This is a genomic window from Nocardiopsis sp. NPDC006198 (assembly GCF_040613895.1).
Taxonomy (GTDB): domain Bacteria; phylum Actinomycetota; class Actinomycetes; order Streptosporangiales; family Streptosporangiaceae; genus Nocardiopsis; species Nocardiopsis tropica.
The window spans coordinates 1-19,512 of record NZ_JBEXSY010000062.1 but is presented as its reverse complement, the minus strand read 5'-3'; the positions used below and the strand labels follow the sequence as shown (position 1 = coordinate 19,512).

General features: G+C 73.4%; 18 protein-coding genes. 6 read left to right on the top strand and 12 right to left on the bottom strand.

All coding sequences use genetic code 11. The annotated features are described in order from the left end of the window. Nucleotides 1-107: 107 nt before the first annotated feature. The 4 genes from ABZ234_RS28070 to ABZ234_RS28055 form a co-directional block, all read right to left on the bottom strand. On the bottom strand, nucleotides 108-986 hold the full coding sequence (locus tag ABZ234_RS28070) for an amidohydrolase family protein (RefSeq protein WP_355014028.1): 879 nt from the start codon (nucleotides 984-986) through the stop codon (nucleotides 108-110). Nucleotides 987-1,091: 105 nt separating this feature from the next. Then, nucleotides 1,092-4,181 (bottom strand): hypothetical protein, encoded by a 3,090-nt coding sequence (locus ABZ234_RS28065; RefSeq protein ID WP_355014027.1) that lies wholly within the window; start codon nucleotides 4,179-4,181, stop codon nucleotides 1,092-1,094. Between the two features lies 1 nt (nucleotide 4,182). After that, the gene (locus ABZ234_RS28060; protein ID WP_355014026.1) at nucleotides 4,183-5,523 is read right to left on the bottom strand and encodes a hypothetical protein; all 1,341 of its coding nucleotides are present in this window, start codon (nucleotides 5,521-5,523) and stop codon (nucleotides 4,183-4,185) included. Continuing rightward, nucleotides 5,520-7,196: a hypothetical protein gene (locus ABZ234_RS28055; RefSeq protein ID WP_355014025.1), complete on the bottom strand. Its 1,677-nt coding sequence runs from the start codon at nucleotides 7,194-7,196 to the stop codon at nucleotides 5,520-5,522. The genes ABZ234_RS28060 and ABZ234_RS28055 overlap by 4 nt, the downstream gene beginning before the upstream one ends. 122 nt (nucleotides 7,197-7,318) lie before the next feature. On the opposite strand from ABZ234_RS28055, the gene ABZ234_RS28050 reads away from it, so the two are divergent. Both ABZ234_RS28050 and ABZ234_RS28045 read left to right on the top strand, forming a co-directional pair. After that, nucleotides 7,319-8,134, top strand: coding sequence for a hypothetical protein (locus tag ABZ234_RS28050; protein ID WP_355014024.1), 816 nt, complete (start codon nucleotides 7,319-7,321; stop codon nucleotides 8,132-8,134). A 189-nt stretch (nucleotides 8,135-8,323) separates the two neighbouring features. Then, entirely contained in the window at nucleotides 8,324-9,295 is a 972-nt protein-coding gene (locus tag ABZ234_RS28045; protein WP_355014023.1) for an aldo/keto reductase, read from the top strand. Between the two features lie 337 nt (nucleotides 9,296-9,632). On the opposite strand, the gene ABZ234_RS28040 is transcribed toward ABZ234_RS28045, so the two are convergent. Beyond that, a complete protein-coding gene (locus ABZ234_RS28040; protein ID WP_355014022.1) occupies nucleotides 9,633-10,133 on the bottom strand; it encodes a hypothetical protein in 501 nt (166 codons plus the stop codon). A gap of 543 nt (nucleotides 10,134-10,676) precedes the next feature. On the opposite strand from ABZ234_RS28040, the gene ABZ234_RS28035 reads away from it, so the two are divergent. Then, nucleotides 10,677-10,862, top strand: coding sequence for a hypothetical protein (locus ABZ234_RS28035; protein WP_355014021.1), 186 nt, complete (start codon nucleotides 10,677-10,679; stop codon nucleotides 10,860-10,862). Nucleotides 10,863-11,099: 237 nt separating this feature from the next. Here the strand turns inward: ABZ234_RS28035 and gcvH are convergent, their stop codons facing one another. Together gcvH and ABZ234_RS28025 are read right to left on the bottom strand one after the other, a co-directional pair. Then, the gene (gene gcvH / locus ABZ234_RS28030) at nucleotides 11,100-11,483 is read right to left on the bottom strand and encodes a glycine cleavage system protein GcvH (RefSeq protein WP_355014020.1); all 384 of its coding nucleotides are present in this window, start codon (nucleotides 11,481-11,483) and stop codon (nucleotides 11,100-11,102) included. Nucleotides 11,484-11,567: 84 nt separating this feature from the next. Continuing rightward, nucleotides 11,568-12,173, bottom strand: a complete 606-nt coding sequence (locus ABZ234_RS28025; RefSeq protein WP_355014019.1) for a TetR/AcrR family transcriptional regulator — start codon at nucleotides 12,171-12,173, stop codon at nucleotides 11,568-11,570. 66 nt (nucleotides 12,174-12,239) lie between these two features. Between ABZ234_RS28025 and ABZ234_RS28020 the strand changes: the two genes are divergently transcribed. Beyond that, the gene (locus tag ABZ234_RS28020; RefSeq protein WP_355014018.1) at nucleotides 12,240-13,139 is read left to right on the top strand and encodes an oxidoreductase; all 900 of its coding nucleotides are present in this window, start codon (nucleotides 12,240-12,242) and stop codon (nucleotides 13,137-13,139) included. 118 nt (nucleotides 13,140-13,257) lie between these two features. On the opposite strand, the gene ABZ234_RS28015 is transcribed toward ABZ234_RS28020, so the two are convergent. Beyond that, nucleotides 13,258-15,762, bottom strand: coding sequence for a DUF1963 domain-containing protein (locus ABZ234_RS28015; protein WP_355014017.1), 2,505 nt, complete (start codon nucleotides 15,760-15,762; stop codon nucleotides 13,258-13,260). Nucleotides 15,763-15,972: 210 nt separating this feature from the next. On the opposite strand from ABZ234_RS28015, the gene cutA reads away from it, so the two are divergent. Further along, complete coding sequence (cutA, locus tag ABZ234_RS28010; RefSeq protein ID WP_355014016.1) at nucleotides 15,973-16,302, top strand: divalent-cation tolerance protein CutA; 330 nt, start codon at nucleotides 15,973-15,975, stop codon at nucleotides 16,300-16,302. 71 nt (nucleotides 16,303-16,373) lie between these two features. Here cutA and ABZ234_RS28005 read toward each other — a convergent pair whose 3' ends face one another. The 4 genes from ABZ234_RS28005 to ABZ234_RS27990 form a co-directional block, all read right to left on the bottom strand. Then, nucleotides 16,374-17,096 (bottom strand): response regulator transcription factor, encoded by a 723-nt coding sequence (locus ABZ234_RS28005; protein WP_267945463.1) that lies wholly within the window; start codon nucleotides 17,094-17,096, stop codon nucleotides 16,374-16,376. A 477-nt stretch (nucleotides 17,097-17,573) separates the two neighbouring features. Continuing rightward, nucleotides 17,574-17,744: a DUF397 domain-containing protein gene (locus tag ABZ234_RS28000; protein ID WP_355014015.1), complete on the bottom strand. Its 171-nt coding sequence runs from the start codon at nucleotides 17,742-17,744 to the stop codon at nucleotides 17,574-17,576. 170 nt (nucleotides 17,745-17,914) lie between these two features. Beyond that, nucleotides 17,915-18,100, bottom strand: coding sequence for a DUF397 domain-containing protein (locus ABZ234_RS27995; protein ID WP_330158364.1), 186 nt, complete (start codon nucleotides 18,098-18,100; stop codon nucleotides 17,915-17,917). Beyond that, entirely contained in the window at nucleotides 18,100-18,906 is an 807-nt protein-coding gene (locus ABZ234_RS27990) for a helix-turn-helix transcriptional regulator (protein ID WP_344181818.1), read from the bottom strand. The genes ABZ234_RS27995 and ABZ234_RS27990 overlap by 1 nt, the downstream gene beginning before the upstream one ends. A 313-nt stretch (nucleotides 18,907-19,219) precedes the next feature. Here ABZ234_RS27990 and ABZ234_RS27985 point away from each other — a divergent pair. After that, nucleotides 19,220-19,512, top strand: a 293-nt coding sequence (locus ABZ234_RS27985; protein WP_355014014.1) for an ATP-binding protein, incomplete at its 3' end; no start/stop codon positions are given.

Genomic DNA, 19,512 nt, shown 5'->3' with positions numbered 1-19,512 from the left:
CCGGTCGGAGGCCGGTCCGGCGCGCGCCCCGGCCGAGGCCCTCAACGAGTTCCTTCTTGCAACAACCACTTGACCCCAAGGCGCCGAACCTCGCTATAGGTACAAGATCATCGGGAGGGGGGAGGGGCCTTGCGGGATGGGGGGCGGGGCCTTGCGGGAGAAGCCGCGGTCCCAGGCCCCGGCCGCCTCAGCGACACCGGGTCAGAGGGGCCGGGACGGCCGCTCCCCCGGCTCCCCACGCGGTAGAAGGCGGCGGCGTTGTCGTGGAGCACCGCGTCCAGGTGCTCCCCGGCGGCCCGGGCGACCAGGTCCAGGTCGGTGTCCTCGAACGGCCGTCGCGCGCGGGTGGAGGGCAGGTCGGTGCCGGCCATCAGCGCGGACGGGTCGACCTCCAGCACCGCGCGCATCGCCGCCACCGGGTCCAGGTCCACGCGCCCGAAACCGGTGGCCTTGACCCGCACCCCCCGCTCCACCAGGCGGAGCAGGTCCGGGAGACCGTCGGCGTGCAGGCCCAGGTGGTCCACGCTCACCGCCGGGAGCGCGGCCACGGTGTCGGCGATCCGCCCCAGGTCGCGGGCGTCGACGTAGAGCTCGGTGTGCATCCCGGCCACGGCGTGCACGCGCCGGGCGAGGGCCTCCAGGTGCTCGGCGCCCTCCGAACCGCCCCGGCGCAGGTTGAACCGGACCGCGCGCACGCCCTTGGCGGCGAGTTCGGCGATGCGGGCGTCGGGGGTGTCGTGGGGGATCTGGGTGACGCCGACGAACCCGGGCCCCAGCCGCTCCAGGGCGTCCAGGAGGTAGCCCTGGTCGAAGGCCTGGAAGGATCCGGAGACGACCGCCCCGCCCACCACCCCCAGGTCCGCCACGCGCCGCCGGTAGTGCTCGGCGGTGAACTCCTCGGGCAGGTAGCCGCCGTTGGCCACCAGCGGGAAGCGGGTGTCGACGATGTGCAGGTGGGCGTCGAACAGCGGGCGGGGTGCGTTCACGGCGGATCGCCTTTCACGGGTGGGGACGGTCGGGCGGCCCGGGGCCCGGAGGGTCGGAAGGAGCACGGGCGGGCGCCGGTCCGGCGGGGCGGGGCGTTCTCCGGGTCAGCGGCTCCGGGGCGGCTCGGCGGTGGCGGTGACCAGGGCGGCCCACATCAGCGGGGTCGCGGAGGGGTCCCCTGCCGTGCGCCAGCGGTCCAGCCGGGTGCGCTGCCAGTCGGCCAGCGCGCGCACGGGGTCGGGCGCGTCGTGGGCGGCGTCCACCGCCGCCACCAGCGCGGACAGGGGGCGCTCGTCGGGGGGCACCCTCCCGAAGCGGTGAAGGGCGAGGTTGGTGGGCAGCACCCACCGGGCGGAGGTGACCAGGTCCGCGCCGTTGCGGAGCACGGCCGACGCCAGCCCGAAGGACTCGGTGAAGCGGGCGTCCGCGCCGCTCTCGCACGCGATGAGCCCCACCCGGGGAGGCGAGGGCCAGAGCTCGGCCCCGGGGCGGCCGTCGGCGCCGCCCGTGAGCAGGTCCTTGGCGGAGAGCGGCCGGTGGGAGCGGACGACCTCGGCGTGCCCCTCGGTTTCGGGGCCGCAGCACAGGTGCAGGCGGGCGTCCTCGCTCTGGCCGCCCTCCACCGGGGCGGACGTGACGTGGCCGACGTAGAGCAGGCGGCGGGCGCCCGATCGCAGGGCGCGTCCCAGCCACTCCCGGTCCTGGTCGGTGCGGCGCAGGGCCTCCTCCGGGGCGGAGACCGCGGGCAGCATGTCGTCCGCGTCCCGGTGGGCGCGGACCAGGGCCAGCAGGTCGGGGTCGGTGCCCGGTCTGCCCAGGACCGACCCGAGCGGTGAGTCCGCGCGGAAGCCCGGGACCCGGGGGTCGAGGACGAGGACGGCGGGGGCGGTCGCGGTGCGGCCCGTGGGCGCGGCCGGGCCGGGGGGCGGGGCGGCCCCGTGCTCCCCCGGCCTGTGACGGCCGGGTGCCCCGGACGCCGCCGGTGGGGGCGGTGTTCCGGGTGGAGCGGTTGGGGCGGGTTGGGCGTCGGTCGGCGCCCCGAGGGCGAGCGGCACCGCCAGCACCACGTCCGCCAGGTCGAGCAGCCGCTGGTCGCCGTCCACGGCCAGGAGCTCCCAGGGCACCTGGCCGGTGCGCGGGGACGGCTGCACCCGCACCAGCGGGCGGACGCCCGTCCCCTCCCCCACCTGGCGGATCTGGTCGGTGAGCTCGGCCGGCCACAGGACCGAGGCCAGCCGGGCGGCGAGGTCCCGCTCCCGCGCGGGGTCGGTCATGGCCCCGTCTGCGAGGGCCGCGGCCACGTCCTCTCCGGGACCGGGCAGTGCGGCGGCGAGTTCGGCCGTCACCGCGTCGGCGTCGTCCCCGGGCGCGTACCCGGTGCCGAAGCCCTGGGCGCCGAGCGTCCACCGCCAGGTCATGTACAGGTCCCCGGCGTCCGCGAGCCGCACCAGCACGGTCGGCACCGGAGACGGGAACGAGGGGGACGGCCCGGCGGTGGCGACGACGGTCCGGTCGGAGGTCACCCTGCGCCGGTACCGGCCCTCGGCCGCGACGACGTACTCCTGGAGCGCGGTGCGGTCGGTGCCCTCCCCCATCAGGACGCGGGGCGGCAGCGCGACCCTCACCCCGGCGGCGCCCCGGGCGCCTGGGTCCTGCCCTCCCCCGGCCGCGAGGGAGACGTCCACGGCTCCCCCTCCGGAGGGGGGCAGGTCCGGTCCCTCCGGGTCCGGAGGGGCGAGGGATCCCCTGGCCCCCGGCCCGGGGAAGGCCCCCTCCGCCGCGGGCGCGGGGGCCAGGGGGGCTCCGGCGCAGCGGAACTCCACCAGCTCGAACAGCAGCCCCTGGTCTCGGCGCAGCAGGGCCAGCTCGAAGACGAGGCGGACGGCGCTCCGGGAGAGCGCCGACCACTGGTCGCGGGCGTGCCCGGTGGCGAAGTCGGCCCGCATGGACTCCAGGGCGAGGGACGCGGGGAGCGCCAGGGCCAGTGCGGAGTCCAGGGCCTCCCGCTCGTGTCCTTCGAAGCGGCCCGCCCGCAGTAGTCCGTCCACGGCCCGGGCGACGAGGAAGTCGGTCTGGGCGCACCGCTCGTAGGCGCCCATCTCCTCGAAGACGGCGCGGGCCCGCTCGCACATGTCCTTCATCGCGAGGTGGTCCCCCGCCTCGAACGCCTGCCGGGCGGTCACGACGAGGCCGTCCGCCGCCGCCAGGCGCACCCCGAGGTCCTCGAAGCGGGACAGGGAGGAGGCGGCCAGCTCGCGGGCGGCGTCGGCCGATCCCCTGGCCTGCGCGATCAGCGAGCGGGCCTGTTCGCACACCGCCAGGGACACGTGGTCGCCCTGGCGTTCGAGGGCGACGGAGGCCGTGCGGTAGAGGCGTTCGGCCGCGTCGAGGTCGCCCCGGCGCACGGCGGCGAACCCCCGGTGGCCGGTGAGGAAGGCCGGTTCGGCTTCGGCGGGGTCGAGCGCGCGGAAGCGCTCGGCCGCGCGGTCCAGGTGGTCCTCGGCCTGCTCGGGCCGGCCGGTGCTCGCCAGGAGCAGGCCCATGGACGTCAGCAGGTAGGGGGCCGGTCCCTCGGGGGCGGTGGCCAGGGCGGCGGTGAGGAGCTCCTCGGCCGCGCCCCAGTCGCCGCGCTCCATGAGCAGGCGCGCCCGGGAGTCGGCGAGTTCGGCCCGGCGGGCGCCGTCGTCGCACGGTTCCCCGGCCCTGAGGTCGGCCTCGTCCAGCAGGGTGTGCGCGGTGCGGTGGTCGCCCGACCTGCGGGCGGCCTCGGCGCGTTCCAGGAGGGCCTTGAGGAGGATGGACAGCCACAGGGGGCGGCCGCGGGGGCCGGTGGCGTGGGGCTCCACGGCGCGCAGGAGGACGAGCGCGCCGTCCAGGGCGGGGACCCCGTCGCCCGGTGCGCCGCGCTCGGAGCGGACCATGCCCACGTCCGTGAGCAGCAGTCCCCGCAGGAACCGCACGTCGGGGCTGTCCGGGAGGCGTTCGGCCGCGTCGAGGAGCTGGAGGAGGACGTCCTCGGCGGCGGCGAGCTCCCTCCCGGCGAGGAGTGCCTCGCTGTGGGCCAGCCCCGAGTCGAAGGGTTCCCCGAAGCCCATGGGGCGGTCCTCGGGGGCGTCCCCGGCGGAGGCGTCGGACGGGTCGAGGGGGTCGGCGGGAGCGGCCGGGGTGCGGAAGGGGTCGTGGGGGTGGGCCATGTCAGAAGTCCTCCTCCGTGTGGGCCGCGACGATCTCGGCGAGGAAGGGCGCGGGGCCGGCTCCCTCCCCCGCTCCCGCGCCGTCCGGTCCGGTGGCGCCCCCGGCCGCGGCGAGGCGGCGGCGGGCCAGCGCGCGCAGCCCCTCGCGGGTCCGGCGGGCGCGGGCGGGGTCCTGCGGTCCGGGGTCGAACCCCGGCAGGACCACCTGGACGTCCGGGGAGGGGGCGGCCGTGTCCGGCAGTGCGGTGTCCACGAGGGCGGTCCAGGCGTCCCCCGCGCGCTCGCAGCGCACCCGCACGGGGGCGGTGGCGCCGACCCGGACCTCCGCGACCGGCCGCACGCCGGGGGCGGGGCGAACCTCCCCCGCAACCGCCTCCACCAGGACCGCGCGCCGGGAGCCGTGGGCGAAGGCGGTCCAGGTGACGGCGTCCTCGGAGGCGTCCACGAACCCGGGCGGGTACCGGCACCAGTCGTTGGTCCCCGTCCCCCGTCCCATCACCCTGGCGCCGGGGGGCGGCCCCGCGGCGCCGCCGGCGGCGAGGGCGTGGTCCTGCGGGAGGGCGCCCGGCCGGCGGGGGACGGCACCGCCCGCGGGGGCCGTCCACCCGGCGGGACCGGAGCCGTCCCGGCCCCCGGGGTCGTCGGGTCCGGCGAGGCCGTCGACGTCGAGCCCCGCGTCGTCGGCCACCGCCCGCACGGACCGGAGGACGTCGGAGACGGCGCCCGGCCGGGCGTGCCACAGGTCGAGCAGCGGCCGGACGCCCGCGCGGTGTTCGAGGACCAGGTCGGCGGCGGGGTCCGCGTCCGGGTCCCACACCTGCTGGCACCGGTGGGAGAGCGCGGCCAGCTCCAGGCCGAGCAGGTCGGCGTCGAGGGCGGGAACGCCGTCCAGGTGGGAGGCGGGCCACCAGCGGGACGCCCAGTGCCCCGTGGCCAGCCGGTGCAGGTCCCGCGCGAGCGCACCCGGCTCCGCGGCGACCCGCAGGGCGTGCGCCCGGCCGTCGGCGCAGGCCGCCACGGCGCGCGCCGCCACGGCCCCGTAGACGGCCCACAGCCACGTCTGGGCCTCGGGCGCGGACTCCACCAGGGCGTCGGGGAGGAGGTCGGCACGGGGTCCGCCGAACGGGGCGGCCCCGGACGCGGCGGCCCCCTCCCGCGCATCGGAGAGGGCGGTTCCCGGGGGGACCCCGGTGGCGACCGCGTCCGGACCGGCGATGTCGGGCCAGGTGAGGAGCGCGCCGACCGCGTCGAGGACGGACCGGCCGAACTCGGGGACGCTCAGGCGGCCCTCGACGGCCACGCTCACGCCGTCCTCCTCCGCCCTCACCTCGATCCAGGTCATGCCGCGCTCCCGGAGGTGGTGTCGGTCAGCGTCCGCAGGGCCGCGCGCACGCGGGCCCGGTGGTCCATGAGCACGGAGTAGGAGACGCCGTCGAGGAGGGACCACAGCTCGGCAGGGCCGTCGATCCCGGCCGCGTGGGCGTCGCGGCCGTGCAGGCGCGCCCACAGTCGGCGGGTGTAGGCGATCCACGGGGTCCGCAGGGAGCGGCCGAGGTCGGCGAGAAGGTCCTCTCCGGAGGCCGGGGGGCCGGTGGGGGCCGGGGGTTGTGTGGGGGTCGGCCCCGCCCCCGGCGCCCCGCCGTCCGGTGAGGGGGCGGCCGCGCGGTCCGCGCCCGTCCGGCCGGGGGGTTCCGCGTCGGGGAGCCCTGCGGCCGTGGCGCCGGCCCCCGGCCGCCCGACGTCCGGGGGACCGGCGCCGGGAGCCCCGGCCCCCGTGCCGTGGGCGCTCGGGGCGTCGAAGGGCGACACGGTCATGCGCCGGGCGCGCGCCACGGAGGACTCGCGGCGCCAGCGGCGGTCGATGGCGCGGTGCGCGCGTGTGGGACCCGGGGCGGTGCCGAGCGGGTCGAGCCCCGCGGCGAGGCGTCCTCCGACCAGGAGCGCCACGCGCAGCGACTCGTCGGACAGGCCGAGCGGCGAGCAGCTGCGCGCGGTCTCGGCGGCGACGAGCTCGGGGACCGGCGGCAGGTCGTGGTGTCCGGGCGCCCTCAGGACGGTGAAGACCCTCTCGTAGAGGGTGCGGTCCAGGGGCGCCGGCAGGGCCGCGGTGGACGCCGTGCTCCCCACCCCGGGGCGCGGCGGCGGGGGGTCGGCGCTCAGGCCCAGGTGGGGCGGTACGCCTTCGGGTCCCCAGGCGGAGGCCGGACCGGCGGCCCACAGCGCCGCTCCCAGACGCGTGCCGTGGCCGCCCCCGACCAGGGCGGCGAGGGCGCTCTCCGCGGTGTCACCGGGGTCCCGGAGGTCCGTCCCGCGCTCCTGCTCCCGGTACCGGGGGCCGTCGCCGTCGGCGGGGGCGGCGCCGCCGCGCTCGGTGCCGCGCTTCCCGGAGGCGCCCCGGTCGGCCGGTGCGCACCCGTCCAGGACGGTGTCCGCGAGGGAGAGCGCGTCCGCCTCGGGGACGGCGCCGGGGGCGGCGGGTACGGGGCGTGCGTCCCAGGCGCGGGACAGCGCCTGGGCGACCGACCTCTCCGTCGCGGGATCGCGCAGGTGGGCCTTGAGGGCTTCGACGGTGCGCCCGCCGTCGCGCGCGGCCAGCTCCAGGACGACCTTCCGCGCGACCTCCTCCGCGTCGGGGGGCCGCGGGGCCCCGTGCTCGGCGGCGAGCTCGTAGCAGCGTTGGAAGTACAGGTCCTGCGGGTTGCCCCCGACCACGCGCAGGGCCCGGCGGACCCGCTTGAGCAGCGTGAACCAGCCGGCGGCGGCCGCCAGTCGCGGCCCGTCCCCGCGCAGGAGGCCGGCGGCCAGGTCGGCGGCCTCGTCGGTGAGGAGGTCCCCGGCGAGTTCCGGGCGCAGGACGGGGCGCAGGACGAGCGGGAGGACGAGGAGTTTGACGGCGCGGGTGAGCGGGGCGCCGCCGGGGCCGCTGAGCGGTTCCAGTCCGGGGCCGAGCGCTCGCCAGGCCCGGTCGATGACCTGGGACCGGGGCTGGAGCGTCCCGAGGGGAGTCGCTGGCACAGGACGAGGGTACCGGCCCGGCCCCTCCGGTCGACGGCAGGTCCGAACCTGGGATCGGTAGGACGCGGCGGCGGGGTCTGATGGGTCCCGGTGGACATCGAGAGCGTGAGAGGGAGGCATCCATGGGCAGGTCGGTGGTTCGTTCGGTGGTGCTCGTCGAGACGGTCGCGGCGCTCGGCCTGGTCGGCTGGTACGTGTGGGCGGGGGTGACCGCGCCCCCGGACGCGTTCGTCAGCCCGTGGCTGCGCAACATGTGGGCGCCGATCGGGGCGCTGGTGATGCTGGGCACCACGCTGCCGATGCTGGGGGTCGCTTCGGCGCTCGGCGGACTCGGAGGCGGGTTGGGCCGCAAGGAGGCGGCCGGCGCCCCCGTCGGGATCGGGACCGTCACCGGGGTGGCCCGTACCGGGTTGAGCGTCAACGACCAGCCCCAGCTGGCGATCAGCATGGACGTCGAGACGCCGGAGGGGCACCGGTTCTCCGCGGTGGCCAAGCACGTCGTCGACATCACCCAGGTGGCCGAACTGGTCCCGGGTACGGTGCTGCCGGTCCGGTACCTGCACGACCGGCCCGGGGTGGTCTCCCTGGACCGCGGGGAGGACCCGGCCCTGGTGCAGGCCGCCTACAACGCGGTGATGGTGCGCGCGGGTCTGACGACGGAGCGCAACCTGGACATCGCGGCGCGCGGTGTGCGGGCGCAGGGGGTCGTCTCCTCGGTGCGGCCGACCGGGCGCCTGCTCAACGGCAACCCGGAGATGGAGATCGGCCTGGGGGTGACCCGCCCGGACGGAAGCCTCTTCCACGCGGCCGTCGTGAAGGTCCTTCCCGCGTCCTCGGTCGTGAGCGTGCAGGTGGGACGGGTGCTGACGGTGCACTACCTTCCCGAGCGGGAGGAGGAGCTGGTCCTCCAGACCCCCGCCAACCCGGGGGTCCGGTGAGGCGGTCCGGCCGTGCGCGGCCGGTTCCGCCCCGGGCCGGGCCGGACACCCGGCCGGGACCGCGCGTGGCGGGGCGCGCCGTCACGGCGGCCGGGGCCGCCCCGCGCACTCTCCGGGAAACGGTGGCCCGGCGCCCCGCTCTGGCCTAACCTGTCCGCGGCACCACACACCCGACGGAACACGGTGAGCATGAACGACGTACGGCTTCGCCCTCTCGGCCGCACCGACCTGCGCGTATCCCCCCTGTGCCTGGGCGGGAACGTCTTCGGCTGGACCGCCGACGAGAGCACTTCCTTCAAGGTCCTCGACACGTTCGTCGCCGGGGGCGGCAACTTCGTCGACACCGCCGACTCCTACTCCGCCTGGGTCGAGGGGAACAGCGGAGGAGAGTCCGAGACGGTCATCGGCCGCTGGCTGGCGGCGCGCGGCCGCCCCGAGGGCCTGGTCCTCGCGACCAAGGTCAGCGGGCACCCGGAGTTCCCGGGCCTGTCCGCCGCCAACGTCCACGCCGCCGTGGACGCCTCGCGGGCCCGGCTCGGCGTGGAGGTGATCGACCTCTACTACGCGCACCACGACGACCCCGGGACCCCGCTCGCGGAGAGCGCCCGGGCGTTCTCCGAGCTGGTGGACGACGGCCGGATCCGGTACATCGGCCTGTCCAACCACAGCCCCGGGCGCATCCGCGAGTGGCTGGACATCTGCGCCGACCAAGGGCTCCACGCCCCGGTGTGCGTGCAGCCCCACTACAACCTGATGGAGCGCGGGGTCGAGGAGGACCTGGTGCCCCTGGCCCTGGAGCGCGGCCTGTCCCTGCTGCCCTACTTCGGCCTGGCCCGCGGGTTCCTCACCGGCAAGTACCGGCGGGGCGGTGCGGAGGTCGACAGCCCGCGCGCGGGCACGGCCCGCGCCTACCTGGACGACCCGCGCGCCGAGCTGGTCCTGGGGGCCCTGGACGCGGTCGCGGCCCGCAACGGCGTCTCCCCGGCCTCGGTCGCGCTGTCGTGGCTGTCGGACCGGCCGGCCGTGGCGTCGGTCCTGGCCAGCGCGCGCAACACCGACCAACTCACCGACCTGATGGCCGTCAACCACCTGCGGCTGGACGAGGAGTCGACCGAGCTGCTGTCCGAGGACTCCGACCCGGGAGGATCCGGGGCGTCCTGAGGTCGTGGGAGGCCGGGACAGGGCACCCTGCCCCGGCCTCGGTCCCCGTCCGCCAGGAGTTCGCGGACCAGCCCGGCCACCCGGCCGACCCCGGTGAACGGAAAGGCATGGGCGCCGTTCACCGGCGGCCGAAGGACCACGAAGTGGCCATTTTCCCTAGGCCATGTCTACAGGGTCGCCCGTTGAACACGTGACGGGGAAGTCCTTTTCCATGGAGGCACGAACGCCGAGTACGGTCATCTGACCGGCGGGGGCCAGGAAATTCCACTGTCTTCCACAGGCTCATTCGGCCGGGCCGTTCACTGACATGACGCGGGTGGGACCGGGCGCATGGGACTTATCCCGACAGCAACTGCTGCTCACCGCCGGCGGGGCAGAACTGCACCACCCACGACTCCACGGCCTCCCCGGGAAAGTCGTCGCCGGTGTAGGTGTACTCGTCGTCATCGCCGGGGAGCAACGCGCCCTCCGATGACAGGTGCGCCCTGCTTCCGTCCCGCCACAGGTGCACCGTCCACGCCCCGTGGGGGACCGGAAAGGGGCCGTCGGGAGACAGGCCCACCATCAAAGCCACCAGGTGCACCTGCCCTGTGACCTCGACCCGGTAGACGGCGTGATCGGGGTGGTTGTCGACGGGCGCGGGGGTTCCGTCCCAGAGCTGCATGAGCACCGTGGGGGCGAAGTCGTTCCCGAGGGAATCCACAGGTAAGACGCCGCCGGACGGCCCCCGGCAGACCAGGTCCGTGTCCCCGCCCACGTGCTCGTAGGATGTGATGCCCGCGATCTGGAACATTCTGTAGGAAACGTTGATGCGGAATCTGCGTTCCTTGATCAACACGCGGACCCCTCTGCCGTTTCCAGGGAGCGACCCACGGTCTTGTGTGGGTGGCCCGGATTGCCAAGCGTCACGGTCGCCCGAATTCCCAGCAGAACCGCAAGGAAGACATAGTACATGTCAGGATCCATGACCCGTGGGGTGTTATAGAAACACCGTAGGAAACGGCCGGATTACCGGTTGTCCTCAGCTGTGATGCGGCGAACCGAGAAGTTGTTCTCATGCTGGTTCGGTGCGGTGTCAGTCCCTCTGGCAGGTCGAGGCCCTCGGGCACTCGTCGTAGTCGCAGACCTGCCCCTCGGCGCGAAACGACGGCGGGCCGCCCGCGCCACAGCACGAACGGCCCACCCCCGACAACAGAGGAGAGGAAGTGGATCAACCGACGCCGGAGCCGCCGCCGGAAGCTCAGATCATGGCACACCCCGCCCGAACCGGACCGCCCCCGGCCTTCGTCCGACGACGGAGGCCAAGGCGGTGACGGCGGAAGGACTGACGGGGGACCGGCGCCTGAGCGCTCGGCGGGCTTCCCCGGTCTAGGCTGACACCATGACCATCCACGAGTTCGACGTCCACCCGGCCATGACCCCCGAGCTGGAAGCGGCCTTCCGCGCCGACCACGGCCTGTCGGAGGACGAGGACCTGGGCCCGCACATGGCCCGGGAGGCTCAGAACCGGTTGCGTGAGGCCGGCCTGTTCGGCGGGGGTGTGGTGTACGCGGAGGAGCTCGACTGAGTACTGATCCGCCGCCCCCTGCACGCACGGCCCGGACACCGCACCTCTGAGCACCGGCACTCCCCCGCCGGTGCGGCGGATCCGGCTCACTTCACGCCGTGGACCGGCGGCCTAGCGGGCTCCGGCAGGTGACCGGCGAGCTCCGTGCGCGGGGCATGCGCCTCCTCGTCGTCCTCGCGCCGAACCACGGCACGGCACCGCGTTCGGCGGCCGACCCGGTCGGCCGCCGGGTGCGGGTCACTGGTCGATGGTCGCCCGGTAGACCGCAGCGTCCAGCAGTTCGTCGACCGCTCCGGGGTCGGAGGGCCTGAGCCTGTAGATCCATCCGTCCCCGTAGGGGTCCTCGTTGACCAGACCGGGCTCCTCGACGAGCGCCTCGTTCACCGCGACGACCTCGCCCGCCACGGAGGCGTAGAGGTCGTTGTAGGCCTTGACCGACTCCACTCCCCCGGCCGTGCCGCCGACCTGTACCTCGTCCCCGACCTCGGGGAGCTCCACGAGGACGATCTCGCTGAGCAGCTCCTGCCCGTGGGCGGTCAGGCCGGTCGTCACGATGTCTCCGTCCACGCGCACCCAGAGGTGGTCGTCGGTGTAGCGCAGGTTCTCGGGCAGCTGGGACACAGGGTTCTCCTCATCGGTGCGGCTGACGTGCCACTCCATGCTTGCGCACCGTGGGAGACCGCGTGGTCGCTTCGGGTGATCGTCTCACTCCACCGGGCGGTTCCCGGAGAGGAACTGCTCGACGGCGGTCTCCACGAGTGCGTCGAGCATGTCCGGTCCGACGAAGTTGCCGTTGATGATCGAGGCGATGCCCTGGAGGGTCGCGAACAGGACGAGCCCGATCCGCTCGGGGTCGCCCGCCCGAAGCGCCCCCTCGTCCTGCCCCTGCTCGATCAGGTCGGCCATCAGGCCGAACGGCGCCTCGGCCGCCTCGATGATCCGCGTCGCCCCCGGCCGGTGCTTGCTGGAGTACATCAGTTCCAGGAGCGCGGCGTTCTCGGTCGCGAAGCGGGTGTAGGCCGTCATCGCGACCCGCACGCGCGCCGGGAAGTCCTCCCCCGCGCCCGCCAGCGCGGTGCGCAGCGCCGTGTCCAGCTGGGCGAACCCGGATTCGGCGAGCGCGTCCAGCAGCGCCTGCCGGTCGGAGAAGTGCCTGCGCGGCGCGGCGTGGCTGACGCCCACCTCCCGGGCGAGGTCGCGCAGCGACAGCTGGTCCGCGCCGCGCTCCCGGAGGCAGCGCTCGGCCGCGTCGAGCAGGACGGCCCGGAGGTTTCCGTGGTGGTAGGGCCGCTCTTCGTTGGGGTCTGACATGGGACCCGAGTCTAGCAGGCCATGTTTTCGTTGACTACTTTGTTTTCGCTGACTACTTTGTAGCCCATGACAACATTCTCTGCTTCGGACATCCCTTCCATGGCGGGGCGCACGGTCGTGGTCACCGGCGCGAACAGCGGCATCGGCCGGGCAGCCGCCCGCCTCCTCGCGGCCAGGGGCGCACGCGTGGTGCTCGCCGTGCGCACCGTCACCAAGGGGCGCGACGCCGCCGACGCGATGACGGGCGACGTCGAGGTCCGGCGGCTCGACCTCGCCGACCTCGCCTCGGTCCGCTCCTTCGCCGAGGACCTCACCGAGCCCGTCGACGTGCTGGTCAACAACGCGGGGGTGATGTTCCCTCCGCTCACACGCACCGCCGACGGCTTCGAGCTGCAGTTCGGGACCAACCACCTCGGGCACTTCGCGCTCACGAACCTGCTGCTGCCGCGCCTGCGGGGCCGGGTCGTCACGATCTCGTCCAACGGCCACAAGGCGGGCGCGATCGACTTCGAGGACCTCAACTGGGAGCGCAAGCCGTACCGGGCGATGGCCGCGTACGCGCAGTCCAAACTGGCCAACCTCCTGTTCACCTCGGAACTCCAGCGGCTGCTCACCCGGGCCGGCTCCCCGGTGACAGCCACCGCAGCACACCCCGGCATGGCGGCCACGAACCTGTTGAAGACCGACCCGCGGCGGCGTGTGCGCCACCTCGTGGAGCAGGCCGTGGTCCGCTTCCTGACGCAGAGCGACGAGGGCGGGGCCCTGCCGACGCTGTACGCGGCCGTGGCGGAGGTCCCGGGCGACAGCTACGCGGGGCCGGGCGGGTTCCTGGAGGGGCGCGGCGCACCGGAGCTGGTCGGCCGCTCGGCGAGGGCGCGGGACACCGAGGTCGCGCGACGCCTGTGGGAGGTCTCCGAAACCCTGACGGGGGTGGCCTTCCCCCGGCGCCCGCTGCCCGGTGCCTGAACCGGGGCGGGTGCGCCGGAGGCGTCCCCGACCGGCGCGCGGCCACGGGCGCACCGGTCGTGGCACCGAGCGCGGCCCACCCGTACGCAGTGGGCCGCGCGCCCAGGAAACGGGCCGGTCAGGGGTTGGCGTACATCTGCACGACGACGCGGTCGAAGCGGCGCGCCTCGAGGTCCTGGCGGGGGATGGTCCAGTACAGGATCCCCATCGGGACCCCGACCCACTGCGCGAGCAGGACCCAGTCCTCGGGACCGGGCCCCTGCCCGCCCTCCTCCGCGTACGCCGAGGCGGGCACCGGGTCCCCGTAGCCGTCGAAGTCCGCGGCGTAGCCGCCGAGCTGCCACTTGCCCCCCTCGTCGGACTGCTCGGACCAGACCTCCTGCAGCGTCTCCGCGTGGGGGTGCAGGGCGAGGGCGTCGTCCCCGACAGGGCAGGAGGGCAGTCCCACGCCGGGGGTCAGCCGCAGGTCGCCGGTGCGCCGCAACTCGTCGTCCAGGTCCTCGGGGGAGTCGTACCCGTAGGGCTCGTAGTCGAGCGAGACCTCCCGTTCCTCGACCGGCGTCCCCGGCGGGACGTACACGGCACCGCCCGGCAGGAGGACCTCCTCCAGATCGATGTTCGCGAACAGGAGCACGTGCCCGTCGGGCGGGAGCGGGAGGTCGGTGGCGCCCGGCGGGATCGCCGCCAGGTCGAGCGTCGCGATGAGCTGGTACTCGTAGGAGTTGTCAGGGCCCCACACCGTGGCCGGGGTGGGCACGTCCGGCGGGAGCATCAGCGGACCGCCGAGCCGGCCGACGGCCGGGCCGGAGCCGTCGCGCGCCGTCCGCAGCTTCGGGCGGGCCAGCCCGAGCCACCGGTCCACGTCGTCCGCCGGAACCCCCTTGTCCAGCGCCTGCTCCCGGAACCGGTCCAGCCACCACAGCGTCGACGCGGGCAGGGCCCTCACCGCCGGGGACAGCACCCCTGCGCCGAACTCCCAGCCGGGCTCCGGCGCCACCACTCCCGGCTCGCCCAGCCCCGCGAGCCACTCCGCGGCGGACGAGCGGGTCTCCGCGTCGGCGTCCGACAGCGCGGCCGTCGCCGCTGCCCGTGCGCCCGGGTGGTCGCCGAGCACCCGCCGGGCCGGCAGGCGGTGGCGGTTCGCACCGAGCGCGAGCGAGGTCAGGCGCGGGACCAGGGCCTCGGGGGCCGCGGGGAACCGTTCGAGGATCGTCAGGATCATCGTCGTCGTGTCGACGGCGGACTGGTCAGGATGCCGCTTCCCGTCGCCGCCGTCGAGGTACTCGTCCGCGAGGTCGAGGCGCTCGGCGAAGAGGGGCCACCAGCGCTCGGCATCCTCAGGTGTCAGGAAGGCGCCGATCTTTCGGCGGGCGTGGTCCGTGCGGGTGACCAGGAGCGCGGCGGTCCGCCGGTCCGCGTCGGACCTCCCGGCGGCGCGGTACGCGTCCCGAAGGGCGCGGACGTCGGGCATCAGCGCCAGCCGCCCCTCGACACCGTGCCAGGAAGGGTCTCCGCCGGATCGGCCGGTTCCCAGGGCCCGCAGGTCCTCCGCGAGGCCGGCGTCCTGGGGCGCGGCGACGGGCGGCACGGGCACGACGGCCTCCGCCGCTCTCAGCACCCGTACCCGGAAGACGGCACGGCGCAGCAGCCGCTCGCGTTCCGGGTCCTCCGGCCCTGCGCCGCCTTCGGCCAGGGCATCCTCGATCGCCACGACACCGCCGTCGAGGTCGGCCAGGCGGGCCAGGGCATCCGGCAGGCGGTCCGGCGACGCGGTCCGCAGGTGCTGTCGCAACAGGTCCACCTGCCGGGCCCCGTCGAGCCGGGAGAGCGTGGCCAGCGCCTCCGCGCGGACGCCCGCGTCGGCGTCGACCGCCAGCTCGGCGGCGAGTGCGGCATGCGCTTCCGGACTGTGCTCGCACAGGCGCGCCACATACCTGCGGTTGTAGTCCTCGAGCCCGGTGGCGACGTCCGCGAGCTCGTCGGCGTACCGGGCGAGGAACGCGATGCCTGCGTCACTCTCCAGAAGCTGGTGCCGACGGTGCGCCCAATGGCGTGAGTCCGCGTACAGCAGCGCCGACAGGGTGGCGTGCACGGGGGTCCGGCCGGGGGCGTCGCCGGCCCGGGCGACCTCGGTGAGGAAGCGGGGGTCCCACCGCCGCTGGACGTCCTCTGCGTCGGCCCCGGCGGCGCCGTACGCACGGGTCACGTCGTCGGCCAGCACGAGGAGCCACGACGGTTCCCCGGAGGCCGGGGTCCTGTCGGCGGCGGCGTGCAGCACCTGCCCGAACCGGGCGAGGACGTCGGCCTGCGCGGTCCGGTAGACCGTGAGCCGTGCGGCCTCGGCGTCCTGCGGCGACCAGCCGGGATGCAGGTCGGTGACGGCCCTCACCCGCGCGGCCGACCAGGTGACGTCCGGCTTGGCGACCATGTCGGCGCCGGTCGGCCGCTCGCGCAGCGCCGCCAGGACCTCCGGACCGGTACCGCACAGTACGTGCTCGGCCACCGGCTCGAAGACCTCCGACACCCGCAGCGGCGCGAGGCAGTCCCGCACCGCTGCCGCCTCCCGGGGCGAGCTGTCCGCACCGGCGCCCGAATCGGCCATTTCTGCTTCGGATATGTGCATGCCGGCAGTTTAGGAACAGGGCGTGACATTAGCGTTCGTCACCGCGAACCGTCCGAGGTCGGCCGGATGCCGTTTCCCGCGCCACCTGCACGAACACAGGGACGACCGCTTCCGCGCCTTCGCCCGCACACTGATCTGCTACCGCCGATTCGACAAGGGAGATGAACTCTAAACTGGCCGGATAATCCCCGCGACGGAACGGACCCCTCCATGACCGGCTACGTCCAGGTGTCCACGGCGACCGAGACCCGCGAGCAGGCGGTGGACCTGGCGAAATCCCTCGTAACGGCCAAGCTCGCGGCCGGCGCGCAGATCGTCGGACCCGTCACGTCGGTGTTCTGGCACCTGGGCGAGTTCGGCACCGGGCAGGAGTGGCAGCTCCTGCTGAAGGCGCGCGCGGACCGGTACCCGCAGATCGAGGCGCACCTGGTCGAACACCACCCGTGGACCAACCCCGAGGTCGTCGCGACCGCGATCGTGGCGGGCTCCCCGGACTACCTGCGCTGGATCGGAACCACGACGGAGTCCGACCCCGCCTAGCAGGTACGGGCCGACTCCAGCGCCTCGGCGACCTCGGGCGCCGGCCGGTCGGGGCGGTCGGCTCCGGAACCCTAGCTGACGTACTCGGCGCGCACCGCGTAGATGGCGGCCTCGGTGCGGGAGTGCACCTGCAGCTTCTCCAGGATGTTGCGCACGTGGTTCTTCACCGTGTTCTCGGTGATGAACAGCCGTTCCCCGATCTCACGGTTGTTGAGCGACCGGGCGAGCAGCTTGAGGACCTCGGTCTCGCGCGGGGTCAGGTCGGGGATGGCGGGGGCGGACGGCGGGGTGGCCTCCTGCTTGGCCAGCTCCGCGAACTCCCCGATGAGCTTGTTGGCCATCCGCGGGTTGATGAACGACTGGCCGTCCGCGATGGCGCGCACGGCGCGCGCGATGTCGGTGACCGCGATCTCCTTGAGGAGGTACCCGGTGGCGCCGGCCTTGAGGGCGTCGAACAGGTCCGAGTTCTCGTCGCTCATGGTGAGCATGATGAACTTGGTCCTCGGGGCGGCCTGCCGGATCTGTGAGCAGGCGTCGATGCCGTTGGAACCGGGCATCCACACGTCCATCAGGACGACGTCGGGGCGTACCCCCGCGGCGAGCCGGACGGCCTCCGACCCCCGTCCGGCCTCACCGACGACGTTGATGTCCTCCTCCTCGTCCAGGACCGAGACAAGACCGCGGCGGAACAGCGCGTGGTCGTCCACGACCATGACGCGGATCGGCGCGGAAGGGGTGGAGGGTTCGTCGATCGGGAGAGGTATTTCGGCGGGAGTGGGGGGGTGGGGGCTCACAGGCGGGCCTTTCTTCTGTCAGACAGCCGCCGGAAGTTACCTTCCGGGCATTCGGACATTTCCCCCGAAAGGGGCAAGGGTTTTCATCAGCCCTCGCAGAAAGGGCTTTCGAGGATCGAAGCCCCGGGGCGGTGCAGGTGATTGCCGTACGTGCAGGTCCAGCCGGTGACCAGAGGCGCGACAGGAGATCGGGAGAAATGGCGACCCATCGATTCCTCCTGGTGGGCGGTGTGTCTCATCTTCTCACGAGTGGCGCGGGTGTGGGCGACATCGGAGGTTGTCCGCGTTCCCCCGGGGAAGGCCGATCCGCCATTGTCCGTGGTCATCGGCCGGAGGGGTTGTGCCGAGCATGTCGAAGGACGCTCGTCCGTGGCGGTGCACCCTCCCATGGGTGAACCGATCTCCCAAACATGGGAACCGCCCCCTGCCCAGGCAGATGGCAGGAGGCGATTCTTCGCGTGTGTGAGGGTGGTACTACTAGCCGCGCACCGTGTTCAGCAGCGCGGTCCACTCGGAAGCAGGGACGTCGAGGTGCCCCAGCTCCCGGTTCCGGGTGTCGCGCACCAGAGTGGTTGCTCCTTCACTGACCTCCACGCAGTGGCCACCGCCACCATCGCTGTAGCTGGACCTGTGCCACTTCTCCGACATCTTCAAGGGCCTCTCTCAGCATGTCCGGGTCTTACTCGTCAGAAAGCGTCTCCCTGAACCTGTGCTCGGCAGAGCTCGCCGCGAAACGGTCGGCCCGTGAGAGCTTCCTCGACCCCGGACATGCAGCAGGCCCCACCCGTCTGTCCGGGCAGGGCCAGCTCACTACTCCGCTACTTTGCGCGCACCGCAGCCAGTAGCGCCGTCCACTCCGAAGCTTCGGTCGACAAGTGACCCAAGTTCCGGTTCTGGGTGTCACGAACATGAGTGGTAGGTCCTTCCGCGACCTCCACGCAGTCCCCACCCCCTCCATCACTGTGGCTGGACTTGTGCCAGGACCAGTTGTCGGCGGTGCTCATCACAGACCTTTCATCGTCGCATGGAGGACTTCGAGGGATCGTCGCGGAGACAGCGCTTCGGCTTGAAGTGCACCGAACAGGTCGGACATCCCCTCGATTTCAGGTGCCCGATCGAAGCTGGTTCCACCAAGAGTATGCTCCATCCGCACCGCCTTCCGGCCGTTCTGCATGCTCATCAACCGGAACGGGGAACACAGTCCGCAGTGGTGGCGCACATCGTCGGGGATGATCTGAAAACGGATCGTGTCCTCTTCGGCCAACGTGATGATGTGCTGGAGCTGCTCTCGCATGACCTCCTCACTACCGATAACACGGTTGACCACACTCTGCTCCACCACGAACCACAGAGCGGGCCGGGATGGCCGAATCGTCGGAAGCCGGTTCGCTCGGAGCTCCACCACCTCCTCGATCTCCTCGGCGGTCTTCCGCAACTGCCTTGCCGTGATGAGCACACGGGCATAGCTGCGGGTTTGCAGCAGACCGGGGATGAGAATCGGGTGGTACTCCGAGATGGATTCCGCCCTGCGCTCCATCTCCAGGGCATCCCTGAACCAGGGCAATACCGACTTTCCCTGGACAACCTCCAGCCACAAGGCATCCAACTCACCATCTGTAGCGAACTCCGTATCCATTGTGCGCACATGATCCCTATTGGGGATACGCGTCGCCCGCTCCAGGTGGCCGACCATCCCACCGGTTAGTTTCAAGCGCAGGCCGAGTTCGGCCTGTGAAACCCCAGCCTGACGGCGAAGCTCCCGAACCCTGACACCAAACGGTTTCCACTCCTGGTGGATCTTGTCAGCCATGGGTCAAGGAAACTACACGCAGCTCATTTTCGCAACAGGTTCTGAGTAGTCACCCCTCTTCAGTTGTATTGGTAGCCCTCTGAGCTGGGACTGGGCATAGTCAGAACAGAACCGGCGGTTGCTTGCGAACCGGAGATCGGCATCATTTTCCACTCCCGCCAGCCCCCTCTTCGCCGAAGGGGAGAGACATTGCTCGCCTTCCTCCCAATTGACGCGAAAACCAACCTTTTGAAACAGAAAAGCTCCGGCGGCCGAAGTGAGAGAGCGGTCGCCGGAGCTGATGTCCCACCCCGAAAGCCCCGAGGTGCAACAAATGCAGCCTACCGCCCCTCCCCCCGCGCTTCCACGTCGCCTGTGCGGAACCCCCACGACATCGGGCATCCTCATCGGCCCCCACCCCAGCCACGTCAAGGCCGCCCGCCAATGGGCCGCCCACGCCACCCGCTCCCGCCCCGGCCTGACCGACCCCCTGGCCCTGACCGTCACCGAACTGACCACCAACGCCCTACGACACACCGCCTCCGGCCTGCCCGGCGGCACCGTGCGCATCGAGATCCACCGCACCCGCCGCCACCTCGAACTCCACGTCACCGACAACGGCCCCAC